This window comes from Wenzhouxiangella sp. AB-CW3 (assembly GCF_014725735.1).
GTDB lineage: Bacteria > Pseudomonadota > Gammaproteobacteria > Xanthomonadales > Wenzhouxiangellaceae > Wenzhouxiangella.
Genome location: NZ_CP061368.1, coordinates 2,489,075 through 2,509,100, shown reverse-complemented (window position 1 = coordinate 2,509,100; position 20,026 = coordinate 2,489,075). Strand labels below are relative to the sequence as shown.

The window sequence follows — 20,026 nt, the reverse complement described above, 5'->3', positions numbered from 1 at the left end:
CGAACTCCTTCTGGTATCCTTTCCAGCGTGAGCAGCAGTCATTCTAACGCGCCCCGAATGCCGGCCGGTTTTGCCCGGCTGCAGCGCCTGGAAGCGCCCTTGGTGGCGGCGGCGCTGGAAGGTGTTCATGCCAGCTGGGTGCTGGAAGTCGCACCGACGGCCAGTGCATCGCCGGAGTTTCCGGCACGCCGGTGTCGGGTGCTGGTCGATGGTGCGCGCTGTCGCTGGCCGTTCATGGCCCCGCTGGATCAATGGCCGCTGGAAAGTCGTTCGGCTCCCGCGGTGTTGCTCAGACATGTCTGGCAGCCGGCATTCGAAATCGATCCGCTGGATGAAGCACTGCGCGTACTGCGTCCTGGCGGTGTCCTGATTTCGGTGACCGCCAATCCCTGGCATCCGCTGGCCTGGCGCGAGATTGGTCGTGACGCCCTGCGCCTGCCGAGCTGGCCCCATTTCCAGATCATGCACGCGCGCCGGGGATGCCGGCTGGCCACGCCGGCGGCCAGTCAATTTCGGGGTTTTGTGCCGGGCTTGAGCGCGGTGCTGGTGCTGGTGGCCCGCAAACCCGCCGAACCGGCCAGAATCCAGCCGATGCGGTTTTCCCAGCCGCGCATGACCACCGGCGGTGTCTCGGCAACGCAGTGTCGCGCGGCATGAGCGGGAAGCAGGCCGTGCATGCCTGGACCGACGGGGCCTGCCTGGGCAATCCGGGCCCCGGCGGCTGGGGTGCGCTACTGCGCTGGAACGGTCACGAACGCGAACTGTCCGGCGCCGAAGCCGACACCACCAACAACCGAATGGAACTGATGGCCGCCATACAGGCACTGGAAGCACTCAAACGACCCTGCCAGGTCATCCTGACCACCGATTCGCAGTACGTGCGCAAGGGCATTACCGAGTGGATGGACAACTGGAAAAAGAACGGCTGGAAAACCGCCTCGAAAAAGCCGGTAAAAAACGCCGAACTCTGGCGCCGCCTAGACCAGGCCCGCCAGCGACACACCGTCCAATGGGACTGGGTCAAAGGCCACTCTGGCCACCCAGAAAACGAACGAGCCGACGAGCTTGCTTCCACGCAAGCGCGGAAGGTGAAAGGGTAAGAGGTAAAAGGTGAAAGGTAAGAGGTGAAAGGTGCGAGCCTGGCATCGACACCTAACACCTAACACCTAACACCTAACACCTAACACTTCACACCTCACACTTCACACCTCACACTTCACACCTCACACTTCACACCTCACACTTCACACCTCACACTTCACACTAGTCATTCATGCGCCAAATCGTCCTAGACACCGAAACCACCGGCCTTGAGCCCTCCGAAGGCCACCGCATCATCGAGATCGGTTGCCTGGAGATGGTCGAGCGCCGGATTACCGATCGGACTTTCCATGTCTACCTCAATCCGGATCGCGAGGTGGAGCACGAGGCGTTGCAGGTGCATGGCATCAGCAATGAGTTTCTGGCCGACAAGCCACGATTCGATGATGTGGCCGGTGAGTTTCTGGAGTTCATTCGCGATGCCGAGCTGGTGATTCACAACGCGTCATTCGATGTGGGGTTCCTGGACTCGGAGCTGGCCCGTCTGGAACAGCCCACCCGTGTGACCGAGCATGCCACGGTGCTCGATACTCTCGACCTGGCCCGTGAGCTGCACCCCGGCCAGCGTGTCAGTCTGGATGCCTTGTGCAAGCGCTACGAGGTGGACAACTCGGGTCGTGATCTGCACGGCGCCTTGCTGGATGCCGAGTTGCTGGCCGAAGTCTACCTGGCGATGACCGGTGGCCAGGTCGACCTGGGCCTGGCGCTGTCCGACGAGAACGAGGAAACCGTGGGGTACGAGCCGCTGGAAGCGCTGGACCTGTCAAGGCTGGTGGTGCGCCGGGCCACGACCGAGGAAATGGCAGCCCATCAGGCACGCCTGGAGTCCATTCGGGAAAGTGCGGGGAAGTGTCTTTGGCTTGAAGGTGGAGATTAGCTAAAGCCACGGCTTTGCCGGGGCAATTACTCTGTTTCGATGCCGGACGGCACGCCAGCCAGCAGCGGGTGCTCCCGGCCTTCCATCCACAGCAGGATTTCGAAGAATGTCCGGATGTTCTCGACAAAGTGCACCGGTTCGTATCCCCGCGCATATCCAAACCGCGTCTGGCTGTAATAGCGTTCCTGTGTGAGCAGGGGCAGGTGATCGCGCACGTCGAGCCAGCGGTCCGGATTGCCACCCAGGCCTTCGGTGAGGCGGCGCGCATCTTCAAGATGGCCGTAGCCGACGTTGTAGGCGGCCAGTGCCAGCCAGAGACGATCAGGATAATCGATGCGTTCGGGCACCCGGTCGATCATCGAGCGCAGGTAGCGGGCACCGCCCATGATGCTCTGCTCCGGGTCCTGGCGGTTTTCCACCCCGAGCTGGCGCGCCGTGCGCTGGGTCAGCATCATCACGCCTCTTACGCCGGTGCGCGACACCGCGTTGGGGTTCCAGTGCGATTCCTGGTAGCCTACGGCCGCCAGCAGTCGCCAGTCGAGGTCGTAGCGTTCGGCGGCTTCCTCGAAATGATGCCGCAGGGGCGGCAGGCGCTCGCGCATCTGGCGCATGAAGGTAAACGTGCCCACCGGTTCGTAGGCCTCGACGTGATCATAGTGCCGGTGCCGGATCTCGGCCAGTCGTCCGCTTTCACTGGCGTGGGCGAAGTGCCGGTGCATCTGCTGCACCAGGCTGTCGTCATTGCTGCGCCGGGTGGCCCAGGCCAGTGGCTGGGGCTCGCCCAGCTCGAAGGCCGGGCGAATGGCCGGGAAGAAACGGCGGTTGAGTTCGAGAATATTGGAGTCGATGATCGTGTAATCGATCTCCTCGTTGCTGATGCCATCGAAGATATCCTCGATGCTGGCCCGGGGCAGGGTTTCCCAGCTCAGATCGGCGGGATGATCCGCCAGCAGGGCCTCAAAGCTGCTGCCTTCCAGCAGGACCAATCGGCCATCGGTCATATCGTCCAGTGATGCCGGGCGCGCCGAGCCACGTCGATAGACAACGACCTGCCGGACTTCCTCGTAGACCGGCCCGAAACGCAAGCTGGACTGCCGCTCCGGCACTCTTGTGAGGTTGGCGGCGATAAAGTCTCCCTTGCCTGACCTGAGCGCGGGAATCAAATCGGCGACCGTCGGAACGGTGTTGACTTCCAGCGCCACGCCCAGCGACTCGGCAAAGTCCAGCGCCAGTTCGTATTCGTAGCCGGTCTCCCCTTCGGCGCCCAGAAAGTAGGTGCTGGCGCCGTTGACGGTCAGCATGATCAGGCTGCCGCGCTGCTCGATCCGCTCAACCTGGCTCAGCCGGCTGTCGCCCGATGTGGCCACGATGACCACCACCAGGCCGATCAGCAGCAGGCGCAGCAGGCCGCGCAGCCGGTCGCTGAGACGAATTGAACGGTTTCTTGCACTCATGCAGGGTCCTTTATACCGGAATTCGGACCCAGGCTTGAGTCCGGCCCTCTGGTAAAATATCCGGCTTTGTTCCGGACCCACTGAGACCATGACGGGCGAGAAAAGTCCCATCCGTACCCGATTTGCCCCTTCACCGACCGGATATCTGCATATCGGCGGTGCCCGAACGGCGCTGTTTTGCTGGTTGGCCGCCCGTCACTCGGGTGGTCAGTTCGTGCTGCGCGTCGAGGATACCGACCGCGAACGCTCGACGGCCGAATCCGTTCAGGCCATTCTCGACGGCCTGGCATGGCTGGAGCTCGATTGCGACGAAGGGCCGTTCTACCAGAGCGAGCGTTTTGACGAATACCGCAAGGCGGTCGATCGCTTGCTGGAATCGGGCCAGGCGTATCGCTGCTACTGTTCCAGGGAGCGCATCGAAAAACTGCGCGAAGAGGCGATGGCAAACGGCGAAAAGCCGCGCTACGACGGGCACTGCCGGAACCTGGACTCAGCCCCGGAAGGCGTCGAGCCGGTCATCCGCTTCCGCAACCCCGACGAGGGCAGCGTGGTCTTCGACGACCACGTGCGCGGGCGCATCGAGGTGGCCAACAGCGAGCTCGACGACCTGGTCATCATGCGTGCCGACGGCACGCCGACCTATAACTTCGCCGTGGTCATCGACGACATGGGCATGGATATCAACATGGTCATTCGCGGCGACGATCACATCAACAACACGCCGCGCCAGATCAATATCTATCGCGCCCTGGGCGCCGAACCGCCCACGTTTGCCCACGTGCCCATGATTCTGGGCGATGACGGCGCGCGTCTGTCCAAGCGCCACGGGGCGGTCAGCGTACTGGCCTGGCGGGAGCAGGGCTATCTGCCGGATGCCATGGTCAACTACCTGGCCCGGCTGGGCTGGTCCCACGGCGACCAGGAAATCTTTTCGCGTGACGAGCTCGTTGAGCTGTTCGATATCGGCGATGTCAACCGCAAAGCGTCCCGCTTTGATACCGAAAAGCTCAACTGGCTCAACCACCATTACCTGCGCGAGGGTGATCGTGACCGGGTGCATTCGGAGCTGATCTGGCACCTGCAGCGTGCCGGACTGCAGGCCGAGCAGGGTCCACCGCTGGCCGATCTGATTGCCGTGCAGGCCGAACGGGTTGAAACCCTGGTCGAGCTGGTCGAGCAGAGCCGGCCCTTTTTTACCGACTACGAAGAATTCGAGCCCGGTGCCGCCAAGAAACACCTGCGCCCGGTGGCCGCCGAGCCGTTGACGGCACTGCGTGGCCGGCTGGAAGCTCTGGCCGATTGGACACCGGACGCCCTGCAGGCTGCCATGCAGGCCACTGCCGACGAACTGGGAATCGGTTTCGGCAAGATCGGCATGCCCCTCAGGGTCGCACTAATGGGCCACGGCCAGTCCCCGGCCATCAACCAGACCCTGTGGCTGATGGGCAAGGGGCGCAGCCTGGACCGGATCGACCGGGCGCTGGCCCATATCGAAGCCAGGGTGGCTGCCGGGTAGGGTTGGAGACGGAAACCGGAAACCGGAAACCGGAAACCGGAAACCGGAAACCGGAAACCGGAAACCGGAAACCGGAAACCGGAAACCGGAAACCGGAAACAATTCCGTCGCCCTGCTAGAATGCTTGACATGCAAGCAGAACAGGTTGTCCGTGAGGTTGAGCAGCACTGTCGTCAGCGGGGTCTGAGGCTTACGCCCACGCGCCGGCGTGTGCTTGAACTGGTGCTGGCCGCCGATGGGCCGGTCAAGGCCTATGATTTGCTCGATCAGCTCAAGACCGAGCAGCCCGGTGCGGCGCCGCCAACCATCTACCGGGCCTTGGATTTTCTGCTGGAGAACGACTTCATCCACCGGCTGGAGACTCTCAATGCCTTTGTCAGCTGTTTTCACCCGCATGAAAGCCACCAGGGGCAGTTTCTGATTTGCGAGAGCTGCCAGTCGGTGACGGAAATTCACGATGACGGGCTGACCAAACGACTGCTGGAAGCGGCAGGAAAGCATGACTTCAAACCCGGTCGCCAGGTTCTGGAACTCTATGGCCTGTGCAGCGACTGCAAGGCGGACACCAGGCAGTGAGCCGGCGCGAGCGCCTGTATCACCTGCATGACATCCTGCGCCAGAGGCGCACTCCCATAACGCGTCAGGACTTGATGGATGAACTGGGCTGCAGCCAGGCGACCTTGTATCGCCTGGTCGGCGAGTTGCGTGACCATCTTGGTGCCCCCCTGGAGCAGGATCCCGACGGCCGCGGCTATTACTACGACCGCAGCCTGGCCGGCAATTTCGAGTTGCCGGGGCTGTGGATCAGCCCGGACGAACTCCAGGCCCTGCTGACGGCACGCCATATTCTCGGCAATGTGCAACCCGGCCTGCTGGAAGATGAACTGGACGGGGTGCAGAGCCGCATCAACCAGTTGCTGGACCAGCAAGGGCTGAACTTCTCGGCTCAGCCCGAGCGCGTCAATATCCGTCGCGATGCGGGCCGACCGGTACCGGCCGATCTGTTCGAGGATGTCATGCAGGCCCTGTTTCGGCGTCAGCGCCTGAAGATCAGCTATCACGGTCGTCGCCGTGATGATGTCAGTGACCGTGAGGTGTCTCCACAGCGTCTGACCTCCTACCGTGACCGCTGGTATCTGGACGCCTGGTGCCACCGTGCCGAGGGACTGAGAAGTTTTGCGCTGGAACGCATTCGTGGGATGACCCTGCTGGAGCAGGAGGCTGTCGAGGTCGGTGACGATAAGCTGGCACGAGAGCTCGACCAGTCCTTCGGGATCTTCTCCGGCCCGGCCGAGCACCGGGCCCGATTGCAGTTCACCCCCGAGGCCGCGCGCTGGGCCGCCGACGAGATCTGGCATCCGCGACAGCATGGTTGCTGGCTGGAAGACGGTGGATACGTGCTGGAGGTCCCGTTCGGGCGTTCGCGAGAGCTGGAAATGGAAATTCTGCGCTACGGCTGCGAGATCGAAGTTTTGGAGCCGGAATTCCTGCGCCACGCCATTCGCGACCAGTTGCAACAGGCGCGCTCCCGCTACGGCGATTGAAATCCGACTGAAACAATGCCGTCATCGTGGCGTCATCGAATTGTCACATGACACTGGTGCAATACTCCCGACATCAACTGGCAAGGGATGACGCCATGACAAGTCAGACCATTCTCGTAGTTGAAGATGACGAGGCCATACGCGACATGGTCCTGTTCAACCTGGATCGCGCCGGATACCGCACCGTGGCTGCCGGCACCTGTCAGGAGGCGAGGGTGAAGGTCGCCGATGAACGCCCCGACCTGATCCTTCTTGACTGGATGCTGCCCGATACCAGCGGTATCGAGCTGGCGCGCAGCCTGCGTCGTGACGAAGTCACCCGCGAGCTGCCCATCATCATGCTAACCGCCCGCGCCATGGAAGACGACAAGGTTCGCGGGCTCGATAGCGGTGTCGATGACTATGTCACCAAACCATTCGGCGCGCGTGAGCTGATCGCCCGTATTCATGCTGTGCTGCGTCGCACGCAGCCGGGTGGAGTGGACGACGAGATCGAGCTGGGAGGGTTGATCATCAATGTCGCCAGTCACCGGGTGTTGGCCAACGGGAAGCCGGTGGATCTTGGGCCTACCGAATATCGCATGCTCAAGTTCTTCATGACCCATCCCGACCGGGTTTACTCGCGGTCACAGCTGCTGGATCATGTCTGGGGCAGCGGCGTGTATGTGGAAGAACGCACCGTGGACGTTCATATCCTGAGGCTGCGAAAGGCACTCGAAAAACATGGCTTTGATCGCTACGTTCAGACCGTGCGTGGCGCCGGATACCGCTTCTCGGTGACTGCCGACGACTGATGTCTCGAAACTGGATCGGCGAAATCATGCTGCTGGGTGCGTTGCTTTTCGGCAGCGTGCTTTTTGGGGTGTTTTTCGGCCAGGTGGCATGGTTTCTGGTATTTGCTCTGGCCTTGTTTCTTGCGCGCTGGGTCTGGCAAATGTACCGGCTGGATGAATGGCTGGACAGTCGTCGCAGGCAGCCGCCAGAGGCCTGGGGGATCTGGGGCCATGTCTTTGATGAGTACCACCAGCTTCAACGCCGTCAGTACAAGAGCAAGAAGCGCCTAGCCCGAGTCATTCGCGAGTTTCGGGAATCGACCACGGCCATGCCTGACGGCACCCTGGTTTTGGATGATTCATTTCACATCTCCTGGTGCAACGAAGCGGCGACACGCCTGGTTGGACTGGTGCCCAGGCGAGACCTGGGACAGGCTGTCACGAACCTGATTCGCAGCCCGGTGTTCGCAAAGTTCCTCAGTACCGGCGATTTCAATCAAGCCCTGGAAATTCGTTCTCCGATTGACGATGCGCGAACATTGATGCTGCGTCTGGTCCCATATGGGAATCATCAGTACCTGCTGATCATAAGAGACATCACTCGTCTGGTCAGGCTTCAGGCCATGCGACGTGACTTCGTCGCAAACGCATCACACGAATTGCGCTCTCCACTCACAGTGCTGGCCGGATATCTGGATATGCTGGCGTCAGGTAATGAGCTTGGGCCGGAGTGGCAAAAGCCTGTAAGCGAAATGCAGGCACAGTGCAGGCGTATGACCAACCTGCTTAATGATTTGCTGGAGTTGTCGCGGCTGGAGACTGATGAAACTGATGCCTCCGATGAGTACGTGGTCGACGTGGATGGGCTTATACGTCGAATCTTTCATGATGTCCGCGCAATGGACGAAGACAAACATGTCCTGGATGTCGACATTGATCCTGACTGTCAGCTGCGGGCAATTGAAGGTGAACTGCATAGCGCCATGTCCAACCTCCTGACCAATGCATTGCGATACAGCCCGGAGGGCACGACCATAACAGTTCGCTGGTTCAAAAGCGACTCCGGCATGGCAATCTTTGAAGTGACAGACCAGGGTGTTGGTATCGAAAAGAAGCACATCCCCTTCATTACCCAGCGCTTCTATCGAGTCGACAGCTCCCATAGCCGAAAGACCGGAGGTACCGGACTGGGCCTGGCTATTGTCAAGCATGTCCTCAAACGCCATGGCGCACAGCTCGAAGTCGAGTCCGAGCCCGGCGAAGGCAGTACCTTCCGGTTTGTTTTTCCGGCAGATCGTGTGGTTAGACGTTCTGGTCTGCCGGATTAGAGCCAACATCTGAAGTTTCCTCTATTACCTCCCCGCGTGAATGCATGAGCCTGTTCATCAATCCGTAACCTCGGGTTCATGGAAGCGCCATATGACAGTCCTAACCTTGTGGATGTCGCAAGGTTGACGATTGCCCCGTTCCTTGTTGAACAACAACCTGACTGGCACCCTGGCGTGACCCGTCAAACTTAATGCAGAACCTGAAGACTGGAGATTAAAAGTGATGAAGAAAGCCTTGCTCCCCGTGGCTATTCTGGCCGCACTGCCGGCGGTCGCCATGGCCGAAGACGAGATCACGCTGTATGGCCGTGCCAACGTGTCGGTCGATTTTCTCGATGATGGAGCCGACTATTCCGAATTCAATGCCTCGAGCAACTCTTCAAGGCTTGGTTTTCGGGCTCAGCGTGATTTCGACGGAATCATCGGCATCATGCAGATCGAGCAGGAGATCGACTACAGTGACAGCGGTTCGAGCTGGGCCAGCCGCGACACCTTCGCCGGCATCCGCGGTGACTTCGGCATGGTGCGGTTCGGCAAGTTCGATACCCCCTTCAAGCGTGCCCGTGGCCCCGCCAACCTTTTTGGAGATCAACTCGGCGACATGCGTAACCTGACGCGTGCATACGACGGCCGCTTCGATGAACGCATGCCGAACACCATGCATTATCAGACACCGAGCATGAGCGGCGTGCAGTTCAATCTGGCCTATTCACTTCATGAGGGTGGAGACGCTTCCGCCGATGGCAGCGATGACGCGTTCAGTACTTCTGTGACCTGGCAGGAAGGAAACTTTGACCTGGCGCTGGCGTACGAGAATTTTGACTCCAATCGTAGCCGCGGCGGTCGCGATGCTATTCGCTTCGCTCTCGGATATGACCTGGGCAATGCCAACCTGGTCGGCTTTTACCAGACCATTGATCATGATGACGACACATTCGATAGCGATGTGTTCGGCTTTGGTGCCAGTTTTCGGATGACTGAGCAGACGCTGCTCAAGGGCCATTATCTGATTCGTTCGGCGGATATTGACGATGGTGATTCGAACCTCCTCGCCGTTGGTATAGAGCATCGACTGGCAAGCCAGCTGAGAATCTATGCCAACTACGCCATGGTTTCCAACGACGACAACGCCAACCTGAATCCCTGGAGTCAGGCGCGCACTACGGGTACGCCTGGCAGCTTCGGCGAAACAGCCTCTGGCTTGTCGCTGGGTCTGCGATTCGACTTCTGAGTATTTTGACGGCCGGGGCTGAAACTTATCCCCGGCGTCATTCAAGTGTCATCTGTACCTTTTAGAGTGTTTTCCACAACCTGAAATGCCTTGTCATGCAAGGAAAAATGGAGATTAGCAACATGAAAAAGCTTATTACCGCTGCTGCAATCAGTGCCGCCCTGGCCGCCTCGACGGCCTTCGCCGACGTCGATCCCGACCTGCCCGAGTATGAGCCGGTTTCCGGTATTTCCGGCAACCTCTCGTCGATCGGTTCCGACACCCTCAACAACCTGATGACGCTGTGGGCCGAGGAGTTCCAGAACTTCTACCCCAACGTCAACGTGGAGATCCAGGGTGCCGGCACCTCGACTGCGCCGCCGGCCATGGCCGAAGGTACCGCCAACTTCGGCCCGATGAGCCGCCAGCCCCGTGACAGCGAGCAGGCCTCCTTCGAGGAGCGCCACGGCTACCCGATGACCGTGGTCGGCGTCGGTATCGACACTATCGCCGTGTATGTCAACCGTGACAACCCGATCGAAGGCATGACCATTGAAGAAGTCGATGCCGTCTTCTCCTCGACCCGTCGTTGCGGTGGTGACGAAGACATCACTCGCTGGGGCCAGCTCGGCCTGGAAGGCGCCTGGGCCAATCGCGATATCACCCTGTACTCGCGCAACGCAGTGTCGGGCACCTACGGCTACTTCCGCCAGCACGCCCTGTGCGACGGCGACTTCAAGGACGCCATCAACGAGCAGCCGGGTTCCTCCTCGGTGGTGCAGGGTGTGGCCGAGTCGATCAACGGTATCGGCTACTCCGGCATTGGTTACGCCACGTCCGGCGTACGTGCCATCGCTGTGGGCAATCCGCCGGTCGAGCCTTCTGGAGAAACGGCTGCCGATGGTTCCTACCCGCTGGCCCGGTTCCTGTACGTGACGGTCAACAAGCACCCGAACCGCGATCTGAACCCGCTGGAACGTGAGTTCATGCGCCTGGTGCTCTCGCGTCAGGGCCAGGAAGTGGTTGTCCGTGACGGCTACATTCCGCTGCCTGCATCGGTTGCCGAGCGCTTCCGCAACGAGCTGGGAATCGACTGAGTTCCATCCCGCTTTCGCGCGGACTCTCCGCAAACACCCCGCCGAGTGCGGGGTGTTTGTTATCAAGATCTCGAATGATGTAAGTCCATGATTCTAGCCAGCCTCACCCACCTCGAATCGAAGCCTCACCAAAAACCACCATACTTTCAAACCGTGGGGTGTCGGGTGCCGCTGGGTTGGGCGACTTCCGGAATCTGCCAAATAACAAGCCGTACCGTCCGCGATCATTTCGTGAATCGAGGTCAAGGCGTTTTCCAGGCCACATGCGCGATTTCGGTGGCACACCAACGCCCGCATTCGATTGACGCTCTATCCAGGCCGATGGAGTCGACCGGCCCAGCGGCACCCGATATCCCGCGGTCACCTGTCACACCCCTGACATATTGCATTCATAAACTGCGCCCCTGACACGTATCGGCTCAACCAGGAATTAATCGATGTCGACCACGAACACTGCAGCGGCCACCGCCTCGGCCAGCGATCTGCTCCCCGATTCCGATCGTCGTGCGCGTCTGCGCAAGCTGCGCCACTTCAAGGATCTGCTGACCCGCTTCCTGGTTTCGGGCGCGGGCTTTGGCGTTGTGATCTCGCTGACCCTGATCTTCGTGTTTCTTTTTGCCGAGGTCACGCCACTACTGCGAAACGCCAGCATCGAGTCCCCGGTCAGCTACGAGGTGCCGGGGAGCGACGCGCCGACCCGCTTCATCGCCATGGAGCGCTATCGCGAAGCGGCCGTGCGTTTTGCCGAGGACGGTACTGTTTCGTTTTTCGACCCCACCGAGGATCGCCGGCTGAGACAGCAGGTCATCGATTTCGAAGGCGGGAATGTGGTCAGTTTCGCCTCGGCCGAGCCACGCACCGGTATCGCTGCCTACGGCCTCGACAACGGCCGACTGGCGCTGGTCCGACACGATTACGACCTGAGCTACCCCGATGACGTACGGCTGGTGACGCCCAAACTGACCTTTCCGGTCGAAGACCCGGTCATCACCATCGACGAACAGGGCCAGCCGCTCAACGTGATCGCCGTCCAGCGGGGCGATCGGGGCATCGGTATCGTTGCCTACACGGCCGATGGCCGTCTGCTGCTGACCCGCTTTACCAGCCGGCGCTCCCTCATGACCGGCGAAACCGAATTTGTGCCCAGCCAGTACGAACTGCCGGCTCCGCCCGCCGCGCCAACGCGCATCCTGATCGACATCACCATGCGCAACCTGCTCATCGGCGATGCCCAGGGATTCCTGCACTTCTACGACATCAGCGAGCCCGAACAGGCCGTGCTGCGCGACAGCCGCCGGGTCATTGAAGGGGATCTGGCCAGCGTGACCGCGCTGGAGTATCTGCTTGGCACGGTGTCGGTCATCGTTGGTGGTTCCGATGGCAGTGTCGCCCAGTACTTCCTTGTGCGTGACGATGACAACATTGGGCGAATCACACGCATCCGCGAGTTTCGTCAACACCCCGGAGCAATCACGGCCATTTTCCCCGAGTATTCCCGGAAGGGTTTTGTCGTCGGCGACGCGGAAGGAACAATCGGTGTGCACTACGGCACCTCGGCCAGCACCCTGATGCAGAAGCAGGTCAGCGACAATCCGATCGAGAACATCGCCGTGGCACCCCGCAACAACGGCTTGATGTGGACCGATGGCACGGGCCAGATTCACTACGCCGATATGTGGAACCGGCACCCCGAGTCGTCATGGAAGGCGTTGTGGAACAAAGTCTGGTATGAAGGGCGCTCGCAGCGAGACTACGTGTGGCAGTCATCTTCGGCTACCGACGAGTTCGAGCCCAAGTTCTCGCTGGTGCCGCTGTCGGTTGGCACCCTCAAGGCGGCCTTCTACGCCATGCTGTTCGCCATGCCGCTGGCCATTTTCGGTGCGATCTACACCGCCTATTTCATGAGCCCGAAGATGCGTGGTTTTGTCAAGCCGACCATCGAGGTCATGGAAGCTCTGCCGACCGTGATTCTCGGTTTTCTGGCCGGTCTGTGGATGGCGCCGTTCGTGGAGAACCACCTCCCGGCGGCATTTTCCATCCTGGTCCTGATGCCACTGTTCATGATCACCACGGCCTGGCTGTGGTCAAGCCTGCCGCAAACATTCCGGAACAGGATTCCGCCCGGCTGGGAGGCGGCCATTCTGATTCCGGTGGTGCTGTTCACCGGCTGGCTGTGCGTGACCCTGAGCCCCTTGATCGAAGTTTGGTTCTTCGACGGATCCATGCGCCAGTGGTTTACCGATGTGGGCATCACCTATGACCAGCGCAATGCCCTGGTCGTCGGTGTCGCGATGGGCTTTGCCGTCATCCCGACCATCTTCTCGATTGCCGAGGATGCGGTATTCAATGTGCCGAAGCACCTGACCCAGGGTTCTCTGGCTTTGGGTGCCACACCCTGGCAGACAGTCATCGGAGTGGTGATTCTGACCGCCAGCCCCGGTATCTTCTCGGCGGTGATGATCGGGTTCGGCCGCGCGGTTGGCGAGACCATGATTGTTCTCATGGCTACCGGCAACTCGCCGGTGGTCAATTTCAACATCTTTGAGGGTATGCGCACCCTCTCGGCCAATATCGCCGTGGAAATGCCCGAGGCCGCCGTCGGCGGAACGCATTACCGCCTGCTGTTCCTGGCGGCCCTGGTGCTGTTCGGCTTTACCTTCATTCTTAACACCATCGCCGAAGTCGTGCGCCAACGACTGCGGGCGAAGTATTCGTCGTTGTGAGGGGGCATAGACCAATGAGTCGGCTTACTCAGACAATGAGTTTTGAATCAATGGTGGTGTGGGTGAAAGGTAAAAAGGTAAAAGGTAAACGGGAAAAGATATCTCCATCCATTTGCTTGCCACCTTTCACCTTTCACCTTTCACCTTTCACCTGCGAGCCGGAGGCGAGCAATGCGTAAGTGGTTCCAAAGCGGCGATCCGTGGATCTGGCTGATCGGTGGTGCGGTCAGCATCAGCGTGGTGATGGTGCTTGGTCTGTTGCTGCTGATCGGTGCGCGCGGGCTGGGTCATTTCTGGCAGCCGCCGATCGTAGAGGCCACGCACACCGTCGACGGTGAAGAGCGTGTCATTCTGGGGTCGATCCGTACCGTGGAAACGGTCACGGCCCAGGCCGTGCGCGAGTCCGGTGTCGAGGTGCCCGAAGACCAGGAAGTGGTGACGCGCTACCTCTTCCACCTGGGCAATCGCGACGTCACGGGACAGGACTTCGAGTGGTTCGTCGAGGATCTGCTCTCGGAGTTCCGCTACCCCGAAAACGCCATCATGCTCGAGCGCCAGGAGTGGGGCAACTTTTTCGGTTACCTGGTTTCGATCAAGGAAGATGGGGAAGTTGTTGCCGAAGGCGAGACAGCTTTCGAGGAACTCAAGGAACGACTGGAACGAAGCACATCGCTGGTCCAGGAGACCGTGCGCATGGAGCGCTACGAGATTGGCCGGATCAACTACCTGATCGAGCAGGAACGCCTGGCCCAGCGGCGCGCCGAACTCAATGACCGCCTCAGCGACGACGAACGGGCCGATATCGTGGCGCAGAGCATCGCCGAGGTGGCCCGACTCAACGAGGAGTACCAGGAGCTGCATGCCGAATTACTCGAGCTGCGCGCCCGTGCGCGGCGTGATTCCCTGGTGGCGCTGACCGCCGATGGCGAGGAGCGAACCATCAGTCTGTCCCAGGTGGTTCGGGCAACGCGTGCCAACACCATGTCGGTGGGTGACAAACTGGCTGAATACGGTTCGCGTCTGTGGGGCTTCATGAGCGGCTACCCGCGTGAAGCCAACACCGAGGGCGGTATCTTCCCGGCCATCTTCGGCACCGTGATGATGGTCCTCATCATGTCCATCGTGGTCACTCCCTTCGGTGTGCTCGCCGCGATTTATCTTCGCGAGTATGCCAAGCAGGGCCCGATCACCCGAATTGTGCGTATCTCGGTCAACAATCTGGCCGGTGTGCCTTCGATCGTGTTCGGTGTGTTCGGGCTGGGTTTCTTCGTCTATTTTCTGGGTGGAAACATTGATCAACTCTTCTATCCCGAAGCGCTGCCTGCTCCCACCTTCGGCTCACCCGCGCTGATCTGGGCATCGCTGACACTGGCCCTGCTGACCCTGCCGGTGGTGATCGTATCGACCGAGGAAGGTCTGACGCGCATTCCCAAGGCCATGCGAGAGGGCTCGCTGGCACTGGGTGCGACCAAGGCCGAGACCTTGTGGAAAGTGATCGTGCCGGTCTCGACCCCCGCCATGATGACCGGCCTGATTCTGGCGGTTGCGCGAGCCGCTGGCGAAGTGGCGCCGCTGATGCTGGTGGGTGTGGTCAAGCTCGCGCCCAACCTGCCGGTGGATGGGCAGTTCCCGTATATCCATCTGGAACGACGCATCATGCATCTGGGTTTTCACATCTACGATGTAGGTTTCCAGAGTCCCAATGCCGAAGCGGCCCGGCCGCTGGTCTATGCGACCGCGCTAGTGCTGGTGGGGCTGATTCTGGTGTTGAACCTGACCGCCATTGCCATCCGCAACCGTTTGCGGGAAAAGTACAAGAGTGAGAGTGATTAAGATGATGGAACAGAAACGACAGGGTGCCCCACTGGCAAGTGCCGGATTGCCCGATGATGCGAAGCGCAAGCAACTGAATCTGCGTCATGAAGAGATTTCCATGAACGTGCGGGATCTCAACCTGTATTACGGTGAGTCGCAGGCCCTCAAGAATATCAACATGGATATTGCCAGCAAGCGAGTGACGGCCTTTATTGGTCCGTCGGGCTGCGGTAAATCGACATTGCTTAGATGCTTCAATCGCATGAATGACCTGATTGATATCTGCCGGATCACCGGTGAGATTCGAATTGATGGTCAAGATATCTATGACCCCGCCATTGATGTGCCCGAATTGCGCCGCAAGGTCGGTATGGTGTTTCAGAAGCCCAATCCGTTCCCGAAGTCAATCTACGAGAACATCGCATATGGCCTCAGGCTTCAAGGCGTAAAGAACCGGCGCATGTTGGATGATGTGGTCGAGAACTCGCTGAAGCGAGCTGCGTTATGGGATGAGGTCAAGGATAGGCTCAATGACAATGCCTTCGGTCTCTCCGGCGGTCAGCAGCAGCGCCTGGTCATCGCCCGTGCCATTGCCATCGAGCCCGAAGTCATCCTGCTGGATGAGCCCTGCTCGGCGCTGGACCCGATCTCCACGGCCAAGGTCGAAGAGCTGATCATTGACCTGAAAGAAACCTATACGATCGTTATCGTGACACATAATATGCAACAGGCTGCTCGAGTATCTGACTTTACTGCCTATATGTATCTGGGCGAACTGATCGAATATGAGGATACCGCAAAGCTGTTCACCAACCCATCCAGAAAAGCGACCGAGGATTATATCACTGGTCGTTATGGATGAGGTTGGGGTGAAGTGTGAAGTAGCGAGGGTGGTGTTTAAGGTGGCTTTAGGTGTTAGGTGTTAGGTGTTAGGTGTTAGGTGTTGAGTCGGGAGTCTACTCCTCGCCACTTAACACTTAACACTTAACACCTACCCCGTTACGCCACCTTCAACACCAAACGGTAACCGAAGTCACCCCCACAGAGGACTGTGTTATGGATAAGCTGCATCTTGATAAACATATTTCCCGTCAGTTCAATCAGGAGCTGGAGGAGTTGCGCCAGAGTGTGATGAGCATGGGGGGGCTGGCCGAGGAGATGGTCGGTGATGCGATCCGGGCCTTGGTCGACGGTGATTCCGGGCTCGCCGAGCATGTTATCGAAGTCGATGACCGTATCAATGATATGGAAAAGCAGATCGATGAGCGCTGCACCATGATCCTGGCCCGTCGGCAACCGACTGCCAGCGACCTGAGGCTGGTTCTCGCCATCATCAAGACGGTCAACGATCTCGAGCGGGTTGGCGATGAGGCGGAAAAGATTGCCAGGATGGCGATCCGGCTCTCGGCGGCCGATCGTCCGCGCCAGGGCTACCGGGAACTGGAGAACATGGCTGGTACCGTGCGTCACATGCTGCGCGATGCCCTGGACGGTTTTGTTCGCATGGTGCCGGAAGTGGCGGTCATGCTCATACGCCAGGACGAGAAAGTCGATGCCGAATACGAGGCTATCCTGCGCCAGTACTACACCTATATCGTCGAGGAGCCCCGCAATACCCGGCGGGTCATCGATTCGATCTGGGTTGCCCGTTCCCTCGAACGCATCGGTGACCATGCGAAGAATATCGGCGAATATATCGTCTACCTGGTCGAAGGCAAGGATCTGCGTCATGCCTCCCCCGAAGAACTGGAGAGCGAGCTCGGGGAGCGGCGTGAAGACTGACCAGATCTCCGTATCGTACAAACTGGAGGGGTGTCCGCGAGGTCGATCGAGGATGCGTCACACATCTGCTTGTGAGTGCCCCAACCGGCTCGAAGGATCAGCCTGGTTGATTGTCAGGCGGGAATGGTTTGAGTTTCCCAGCCGCCAAAACACTCAGCGCAATCATCACCGTTGCGGTCCCCAGCATCAGCGGCAGGCCGCCGATCTGATAGGTCAGGCCCGATAACACGGTGCCGAGCAACCGTCCGCCGGCATTGGCCATGTAGTAGAAGCCGACATCCATCGTAACCCGTTCATCCTCGCTGAAGGCGAGGATCAGCCATGAGTGCAGCGATGAGTTGATGGCAAACAGCACACCGAACGCCAGCAGGCCTGTTACCAGCGTGACCGTCAGCCACGTCTGTGGGCCGGATGCCACAAGTGTCGCAACGGTAAGTGCGGCGGGCACCAGGGCCAACGTGGCGGCCCAGCCGCGCGCACTTCTGATCAATGTGCGCTCCCTGCGCTGTCCGGCTCGCAGAAGGCGCGGCGTTGCGGCTTGTACCATACCGTAGAGAATGATCCACCCGGCCATGAAGCTTCCGATCAGGAAGAACGCGGCGCGGTTGCCCTCGGGGGTGCCGTCGGAGAGCACGGCATAAAAGTAGATGGGCAGGCCGACGACAAACCATACATCACGAGCGCCGAACAGAAAGACGCGGGCCACGCTGAGCCAATTGATGTTGGCGGATTTCGAAAAGACTTCGGAGAACCTGGCGCTCTTGCGGCCCTTGGGCAGGCCCGGTGGCATGAAGAACACCACCGCGATGAGGATCATGGCCAGAACGGCCGCCATGCTCAGTACGGCCGAGACAAAACCGAGGGTCGCCAGCAGGGCCGCACCCAGCAGGAAACCCAGGCCCTTCACCGCATTTTTCGAACCCGTCAGCAGTGCGACCCAGCGGAACAGGCCGCCGGCCGCGCCTGGTGCCAGTAGCTTGACCGCGGACTTCGATGACATCTTGGCCAGGTCCTTGGCCACCCCTGAAGCTCCTTGCACCAGCATGACATAGGCAACCGACAGGCCGACAGCCCAGCCCGGGTCGAGTAGCGCCAGTGCAATGAGTGCCAGAACTTGCAGGCCCAGTCCGGCATAAAGGGTGCTGGTCAGACCGAAGCGCGCAGCGATCCATCCGGCCGACAGGTTGGTGACCATTCCGGCAAACTCATAGAGTACGAACAGGTAGGCGAGCTGGACGGGGGTGAAGCCAAGTACATGAAAGTGGAGCAGCACGAGCATGCGCAGCGCGCCGTCGGTGAGCATGAAAGCCCAGTAGGCCGCGGTAACGGCGATGTAGGCCGCCAGCCCCTCCGGACGGGCAGATTGGACTGAGGTCATTGGGTGCCAGCCATCAAAGCCACATCGACCAGGCGGTGGGCATAGCCCATCTCGTTGTCGTACCAGGCATAGACCTTGACCTGGGTGCCATTGACGACCATGGTGGATTGAGCATCGATGATGGCCGAGCGGGTGTCATTGACGTAATCGGCCGAAACCAGCGGCCGGTCCTCGTAGCCGAGTATTCCCTTCAGGCTGCCTTCCGCCGCGGCCCGGAACAGATCGTTGACCTCCTCGATCGTCGTCTTGCGCTCCATCTCGAAGACACAATCGGTCAGCGAAGCGTTCAACAGCGGGACGCGAACCGCATGGCCGTTCAGGCGCCCCTTGAGTTCCGGGTAGATCAAGGTGATGGCCGTCGCGCTGCCGGTCGTGGTCGGGATCAGCGAGTTCAGGGCCGAACGGGCCCGCCGCACGTCCTTTGCCGGTCGGTCGACGATGGTCTGGGTGTTGGTTACATCGTGAATGGTGGTGATGGAACCATGGCGAATCCCGACTGCCTCGTGCAGTACCTTGACCACGGGTGCCAGGCAATTGGTGGTGCAGCTGGCGGCGGTCACGATGCGGTGGCGCGCTGGATCATAAGTATCGTGGTTAACGCCGTACACGATGTTGACTGTCGGCCCGTCCTTGACCGGTGCCGAGACCACCACCCGCTTTATACCTGCCGCGAAGTAAGGCGCGAGTGCGGATTCGGATTTGAACGCGCCGGTACAGTCGATCACCACATCGACGTCTTGCAGGGGCAGGGCCGACAGATTTCGTTCCCCGATGAACGGCAGCCGACACCCATCGATCATTACACTGCGCTCGTCGTGCTCGAATCTCGCGTCCCAGCGACCATGCACGGTATCGAATTCCAGCAGGTGGGCCTGCATGGCCGGGTCACCGATCGAGTCGTTGATCCAGGCCAGTTCCGCCCCGCGCTCCAGCAAGGGCTTGAGCGCCAGCTTGCCAATTCTTCCCAGTCCGTTTAGTGCGTAGACGGTCATGTCGGTGTTTCCTCGTGTTGGTCGCCGATAACGGCAACTTTTATCTGTAAGGCCAGGCGTTCCAGCGGAAATGATTTCAAGGTCTGTATTCGGCTTTGAATCGTAACCCGAATGCCGAAAGCGCTCATTCTCAGGTTTTGAGAAGTCGCCGTGCTGAAATTCCGTTACCCATTACGGAGACGGAGGATACAACATGCACACGACATTTCGGTTATCGCAGGCCCGGGCCAATCGGGGCCGAGCTGAGGAATTGCGAAGCCGCCTGATGCGTAGCGCCTATCTCGGCGGGGAGGTGCTCGCATTCGCCAGCCTGGCATCTGCGCTGACTACCGGCCTGGTGGCCATGGCTGCCATTGTTGGTCTCTAGAGCTGGGCAGGCGTGGCCGAACGCCCCTGCGGCCACCAGGCCCGGTAGGCCGGCCCTGCGTGGCCGGCG

General features: G+C 60.0%; 18 protein-coding genes. 15 read left to right on the top strand and 3 right to left on the bottom strand.

Going from position 1 to position 20,026, the window contains the following annotated elements; translation table 11 throughout:
• The first annotated feature begins 57 nt into the window (after positions 1–57).
• From IC757_RS10955 to dnaQ, 3 genes are all read left to right on the top strand, one after another.
• Positions 58–657: a hypothetical protein gene (locus tag IC757_RS10955; RefSeq protein ID WP_190974351.1), complete on the top strand. Its 600-nt coding sequence runs from the start codon at positions 58–60 to the stop codon at positions 655–657.
• Positions 654–1,100, top strand: a complete 447-nt coding sequence (rnhA, locus tag IC757_RS10950; protein ID WP_190974350.1) for a ribonuclease HI — start codon at positions 654–656, stop codon at positions 1,098–1,100. Before IC757_RS10955 ends, rnhA begins: the two co-directional genes overlap by 4 nt.
• 173 nt (positions 1,101–1,273) lie before the next feature.
• Positions 1,274–1,978 (top strand): DNA polymerase III subunit epsilon, encoded by a 705-nt coding sequence (dnaQ, locus tag IC757_RS10945; protein WP_190974349.1) that lies wholly within the window; start codon positions 1,274–1,276, stop codon positions 1,976–1,978.
• Between the two features lie 26 nt (positions 1,979–2,004).
• Here the strand turns inward: dnaQ and mltF are convergent, their stop codons facing one another.
• Positions 2,005–3,432, bottom strand: coding sequence for a membrane-bound lytic murein transglycosylase MltF (gene mltF, locus IC757_RS10940; RefSeq protein WP_190974348.1), 1,428 nt, complete (start codon positions 3,430–3,432; stop codon positions 2,005–2,007).
• An 88-nt stretch (positions 3,433–3,520) separates the two neighbouring features.
• Here mltF and gltX point away from each other — a divergent pair, with 88 nt between their 5' ends.
• The 11 genes from gltX to phoU all read left to right on the top strand — a co-directional run bounded on the left by gltX (position 3,521) and on the right by phoU (position 17,220).
• Positions 3,521–4,948 (top strand): glutamate--tRNA ligase, encoded by a 1,428-nt coding sequence (gene gltX, locus IC757_RS10935; protein ID WP_190974347.1) that lies wholly within the window; start codon positions 3,521–3,523, stop codon positions 4,946–4,948.
• Between the two features lie 129 nt (positions 4,949–5,077).
• Positions 5,078–5,524, top strand: a complete 447-nt coding sequence (locus IC757_RS10930) for a Fur family transcriptional regulator (RefSeq protein ID WP_190974346.1) — start codon at positions 5,078–5,080, stop codon at positions 5,522–5,524.
• The gene (locus tag IC757_RS10925) at positions 5,491–6,492 is read left to right on the top strand and encodes a helix-turn-helix transcriptional regulator (RefSeq protein WP_190974345.1); all 1,002 of its coding nucleotides are present in this window, start codon (positions 5,491–5,493) and stop codon (positions 6,490–6,492) included. The genes IC757_RS10930 and IC757_RS10925 overlap by 34 nt, the downstream gene beginning before the upstream one ends.
• A 95-nt stretch (positions 6,493–6,587) precedes the next feature.
• Entirely contained in the window at positions 6,588–7,286 is a 699-nt protein-coding gene (gene phoB, locus IC757_RS10920; RefSeq protein ID WP_190974344.1) for a phosphate regulon transcriptional regulator PhoB, read from the top strand.
• Positions 7,286–8,593 (top strand): phosphate regulon sensor histidine kinase PhoR, encoded by a 1,308-nt coding sequence (phoR, locus tag IC757_RS10915; protein ID WP_190974343.1) that lies wholly within the window; start codon positions 7,286–7,288, stop codon positions 8,591–8,593. Before phoB ends, phoR begins: the two co-directional genes overlap by 1 nt.
• 223 nt (positions 8,594–8,816) lie before the next feature.
• Positions 8,817–9,824 (top strand): porin, encoded by a 1,008-nt coding sequence (locus IC757_RS10910; RefSeq protein WP_190974342.1) that lies wholly within the window; start codon positions 8,817–8,819, stop codon positions 9,822–9,824.
• Positions 9,825–9,946: 122 nt separating this feature from the next.
• The gene (locus tag IC757_RS10905; protein WP_190974341.1) at positions 9,947–10,900 is read left to right on the top strand and encodes a PstS family phosphate ABC transporter substrate-binding protein; all 954 of its coding nucleotides are present in this window, start codon (positions 9,947–9,949) and stop codon (positions 10,898–10,900) included.
• Positions 10,901–11,337: 437 nt separating this feature from the next.
• Positions 11,338–13,623: an ABC transporter permease subunit gene (locus IC757_RS10900; protein ID WP_190974340.1), complete on the top strand. Its 2,286-nt coding sequence runs from the start codon at positions 11,338–11,340 to the stop codon at positions 13,621–13,623.
• Positions 13,624–13,794: 171 nt separating this feature from the next.
• A complete protein-coding gene (gene pstA / locus IC757_RS10895) occupies positions 13,795–15,456 on the top strand; it encodes a phosphate ABC transporter permease PstA (RefSeq protein WP_190974339.1) in 1,662 nt (553 codons plus the stop codon).
• Between the two features lie 4 nt (positions 15,457–15,460).
• Positions 15,461–16,300: a phosphate ABC transporter ATP-binding protein PstB gene (gene pstB, locus IC757_RS10890; protein ID WP_190977010.1), complete on the top strand. Its 840-nt coding sequence runs from the start codon at positions 15,461–15,463 to the stop codon at positions 16,298–16,300.
• Positions 16,301–16,494: 194 nt separating this feature from the next.
• The gene (gene phoU / locus IC757_RS10885; RefSeq protein ID WP_190974338.1) at positions 16,495–17,220 is read left to right on the top strand and encodes a phosphate signaling complex protein PhoU; all 726 of its coding nucleotides are present in this window, start codon (positions 16,495–16,497) and stop codon (positions 17,218–17,220) included.
• A 97-nt stretch (positions 17,221–17,317) separates the two neighbouring features.
• On the opposite strand, the gene arsJ is transcribed toward phoU, so the two are convergent.
• Both arsJ and IC757_RS10875 read right to left on the bottom strand, forming a co-directional pair.
• The gene (gene arsJ, locus IC757_RS10880; protein ID WP_190974337.1) at positions 17,318–18,598 is read right to left on the bottom strand and encodes an organoarsenical effux MFS transporter ArsJ; all 1,281 of its coding nucleotides are present in this window, start codon (positions 18,596–18,598) and stop codon (positions 17,318–17,320) included.
• Complete coding sequence (locus IC757_RS10875; RefSeq protein WP_190974336.1) at positions 18,595–19,590, bottom strand: ArsJ-associated glyceraldehyde-3-phosphate dehydrogenase; 996 nt, start codon at positions 19,588–19,590, stop codon at positions 18,595–18,597. The genes arsJ and IC757_RS10875 overlap by 4 nt, the downstream gene beginning before the upstream one ends.
• Before the next feature lie 193 nt (positions 19,591–19,783).
• Between IC757_RS10875 and IC757_RS10870 the strand changes: the two genes are divergently transcribed.
• Positions 19,784–19,957, top strand: a complete 174-nt coding sequence (locus IC757_RS10870) for a hypothetical protein (protein ID WP_190974335.1) — start codon at positions 19,784–19,786, stop codon at positions 19,955–19,957.
• Positions 19,958–20,026 lie beyond the last annotated feature (69 nt).

Bases quoted from the DNA above. Each gene is read 5' to 3' on its own strand.
- phoU (WP_190974338.1), top strand. From the start codon at position 16,495: ATGGATAAGCTGCATCTTGATAAACATATTTCCCGTCAGTTCAATCAG.
- IC757_RS10910 (WP_190974342.1), top strand. From the start codon at position 8,817: ATGAAGAAAGCCTTGCTCCCCGTGGCTATTCTGGCCGCACTGCCGGCG.
- phoR (WP_190974343.1), top strand. From the start codon at position 7,286: ATGTCTCGAAACTGGATCGGCGAAATCATGCTGCTGGGTGCGTTGCTT.
- IC757_RS10870 (WP_190974335.1), top strand. From the start codon at position 19,784: ATGCACACGACATTTCGGTTATCGCAGGCCCGGGCCAATCGGGGCCGA.
- mltF (WP_190974348.1), bottom strand. From the start codon at position 3,432: ATGAGTGCAAGAAACCGTTCAATTCGTCTCAGCGACCGGCTGCGCGGC.
- phoB (WP_190974344.1), top strand. From the start codon at position 6,588: ATGACAAGTCAGACCATTCTCGTAGTTGAAGATGACGAGGCCATACGC.
- IC757_RS10930 (WP_190974346.1), top strand. From the start codon at position 5,078: ATGCAAGCAGAACAGGTTGTCCGTGAGGTTGAGCAGCACTGTCGTCAG.
- gltX (WP_190974347.1), top strand. From the start codon at position 3,521: ATGACGGGCGAGAAAAGTCCCATCCGTACCCGATTTGCCCCTTCACCG.
- IC757_RS10955 (WP_190974351.1), top strand. From the start codon at position 58: ATGCCGGCCGGTTTTGCCCGGCTGCAGCGCCTGGAAGCGCCCTTGGTG.
- IC757_RS10900 (WP_190974340.1), top strand. From the start codon at position 11,338: ATGTCGACCACGAACACTGCAGCGGCCACCGCCTCGGCCAGCGATCTG.
- arsJ (WP_190974337.1), bottom strand. From the start codon at position 18,598: ATGACCTCAGTCCAATCTGCCCGTCCGGAGGGGCTGGCGGCCTACATC.
- IC757_RS10905 (WP_190974341.1), top strand. From the start codon at position 9,947: ATGAAAAAGCTTATTACCGCTGCTGCAATCAGTGCCGCCCTGGCCGCC.
- IC757_RS10875 (WP_190974336.1), bottom strand. From the start codon at position 19,590: ATGACCGTCTACGCACTAAACGGACTGGGAAGAATTGGCAAGCTGGCG.
- dnaQ (WP_190974349.1), top strand. From the start codon at position 1,274: ATGCGCCAAATCGTCCTAGACACCGAAACCACCGGCCTTGAGCCCTCC.
- pstB (WP_190977010.1), top strand. From the start codon at position 15,461: ATGGAACAGAAACGACAGGGTGCCCCACTGGCAAGTGCCGGATTGCCC.
- pstA (WP_190974339.1), top strand. From the start codon at position 13,795: ATGCGTAAGTGGTTCCAAAGCGGCGATCCGTGGATCTGGCTGATCGGT.
- rnhA (WP_190974350.1), top strand. From the start codon at position 654: ATGAGCGGGAAGCAGGCCGTGCATGCCTGGACCGACGGGGCCTGCCTG.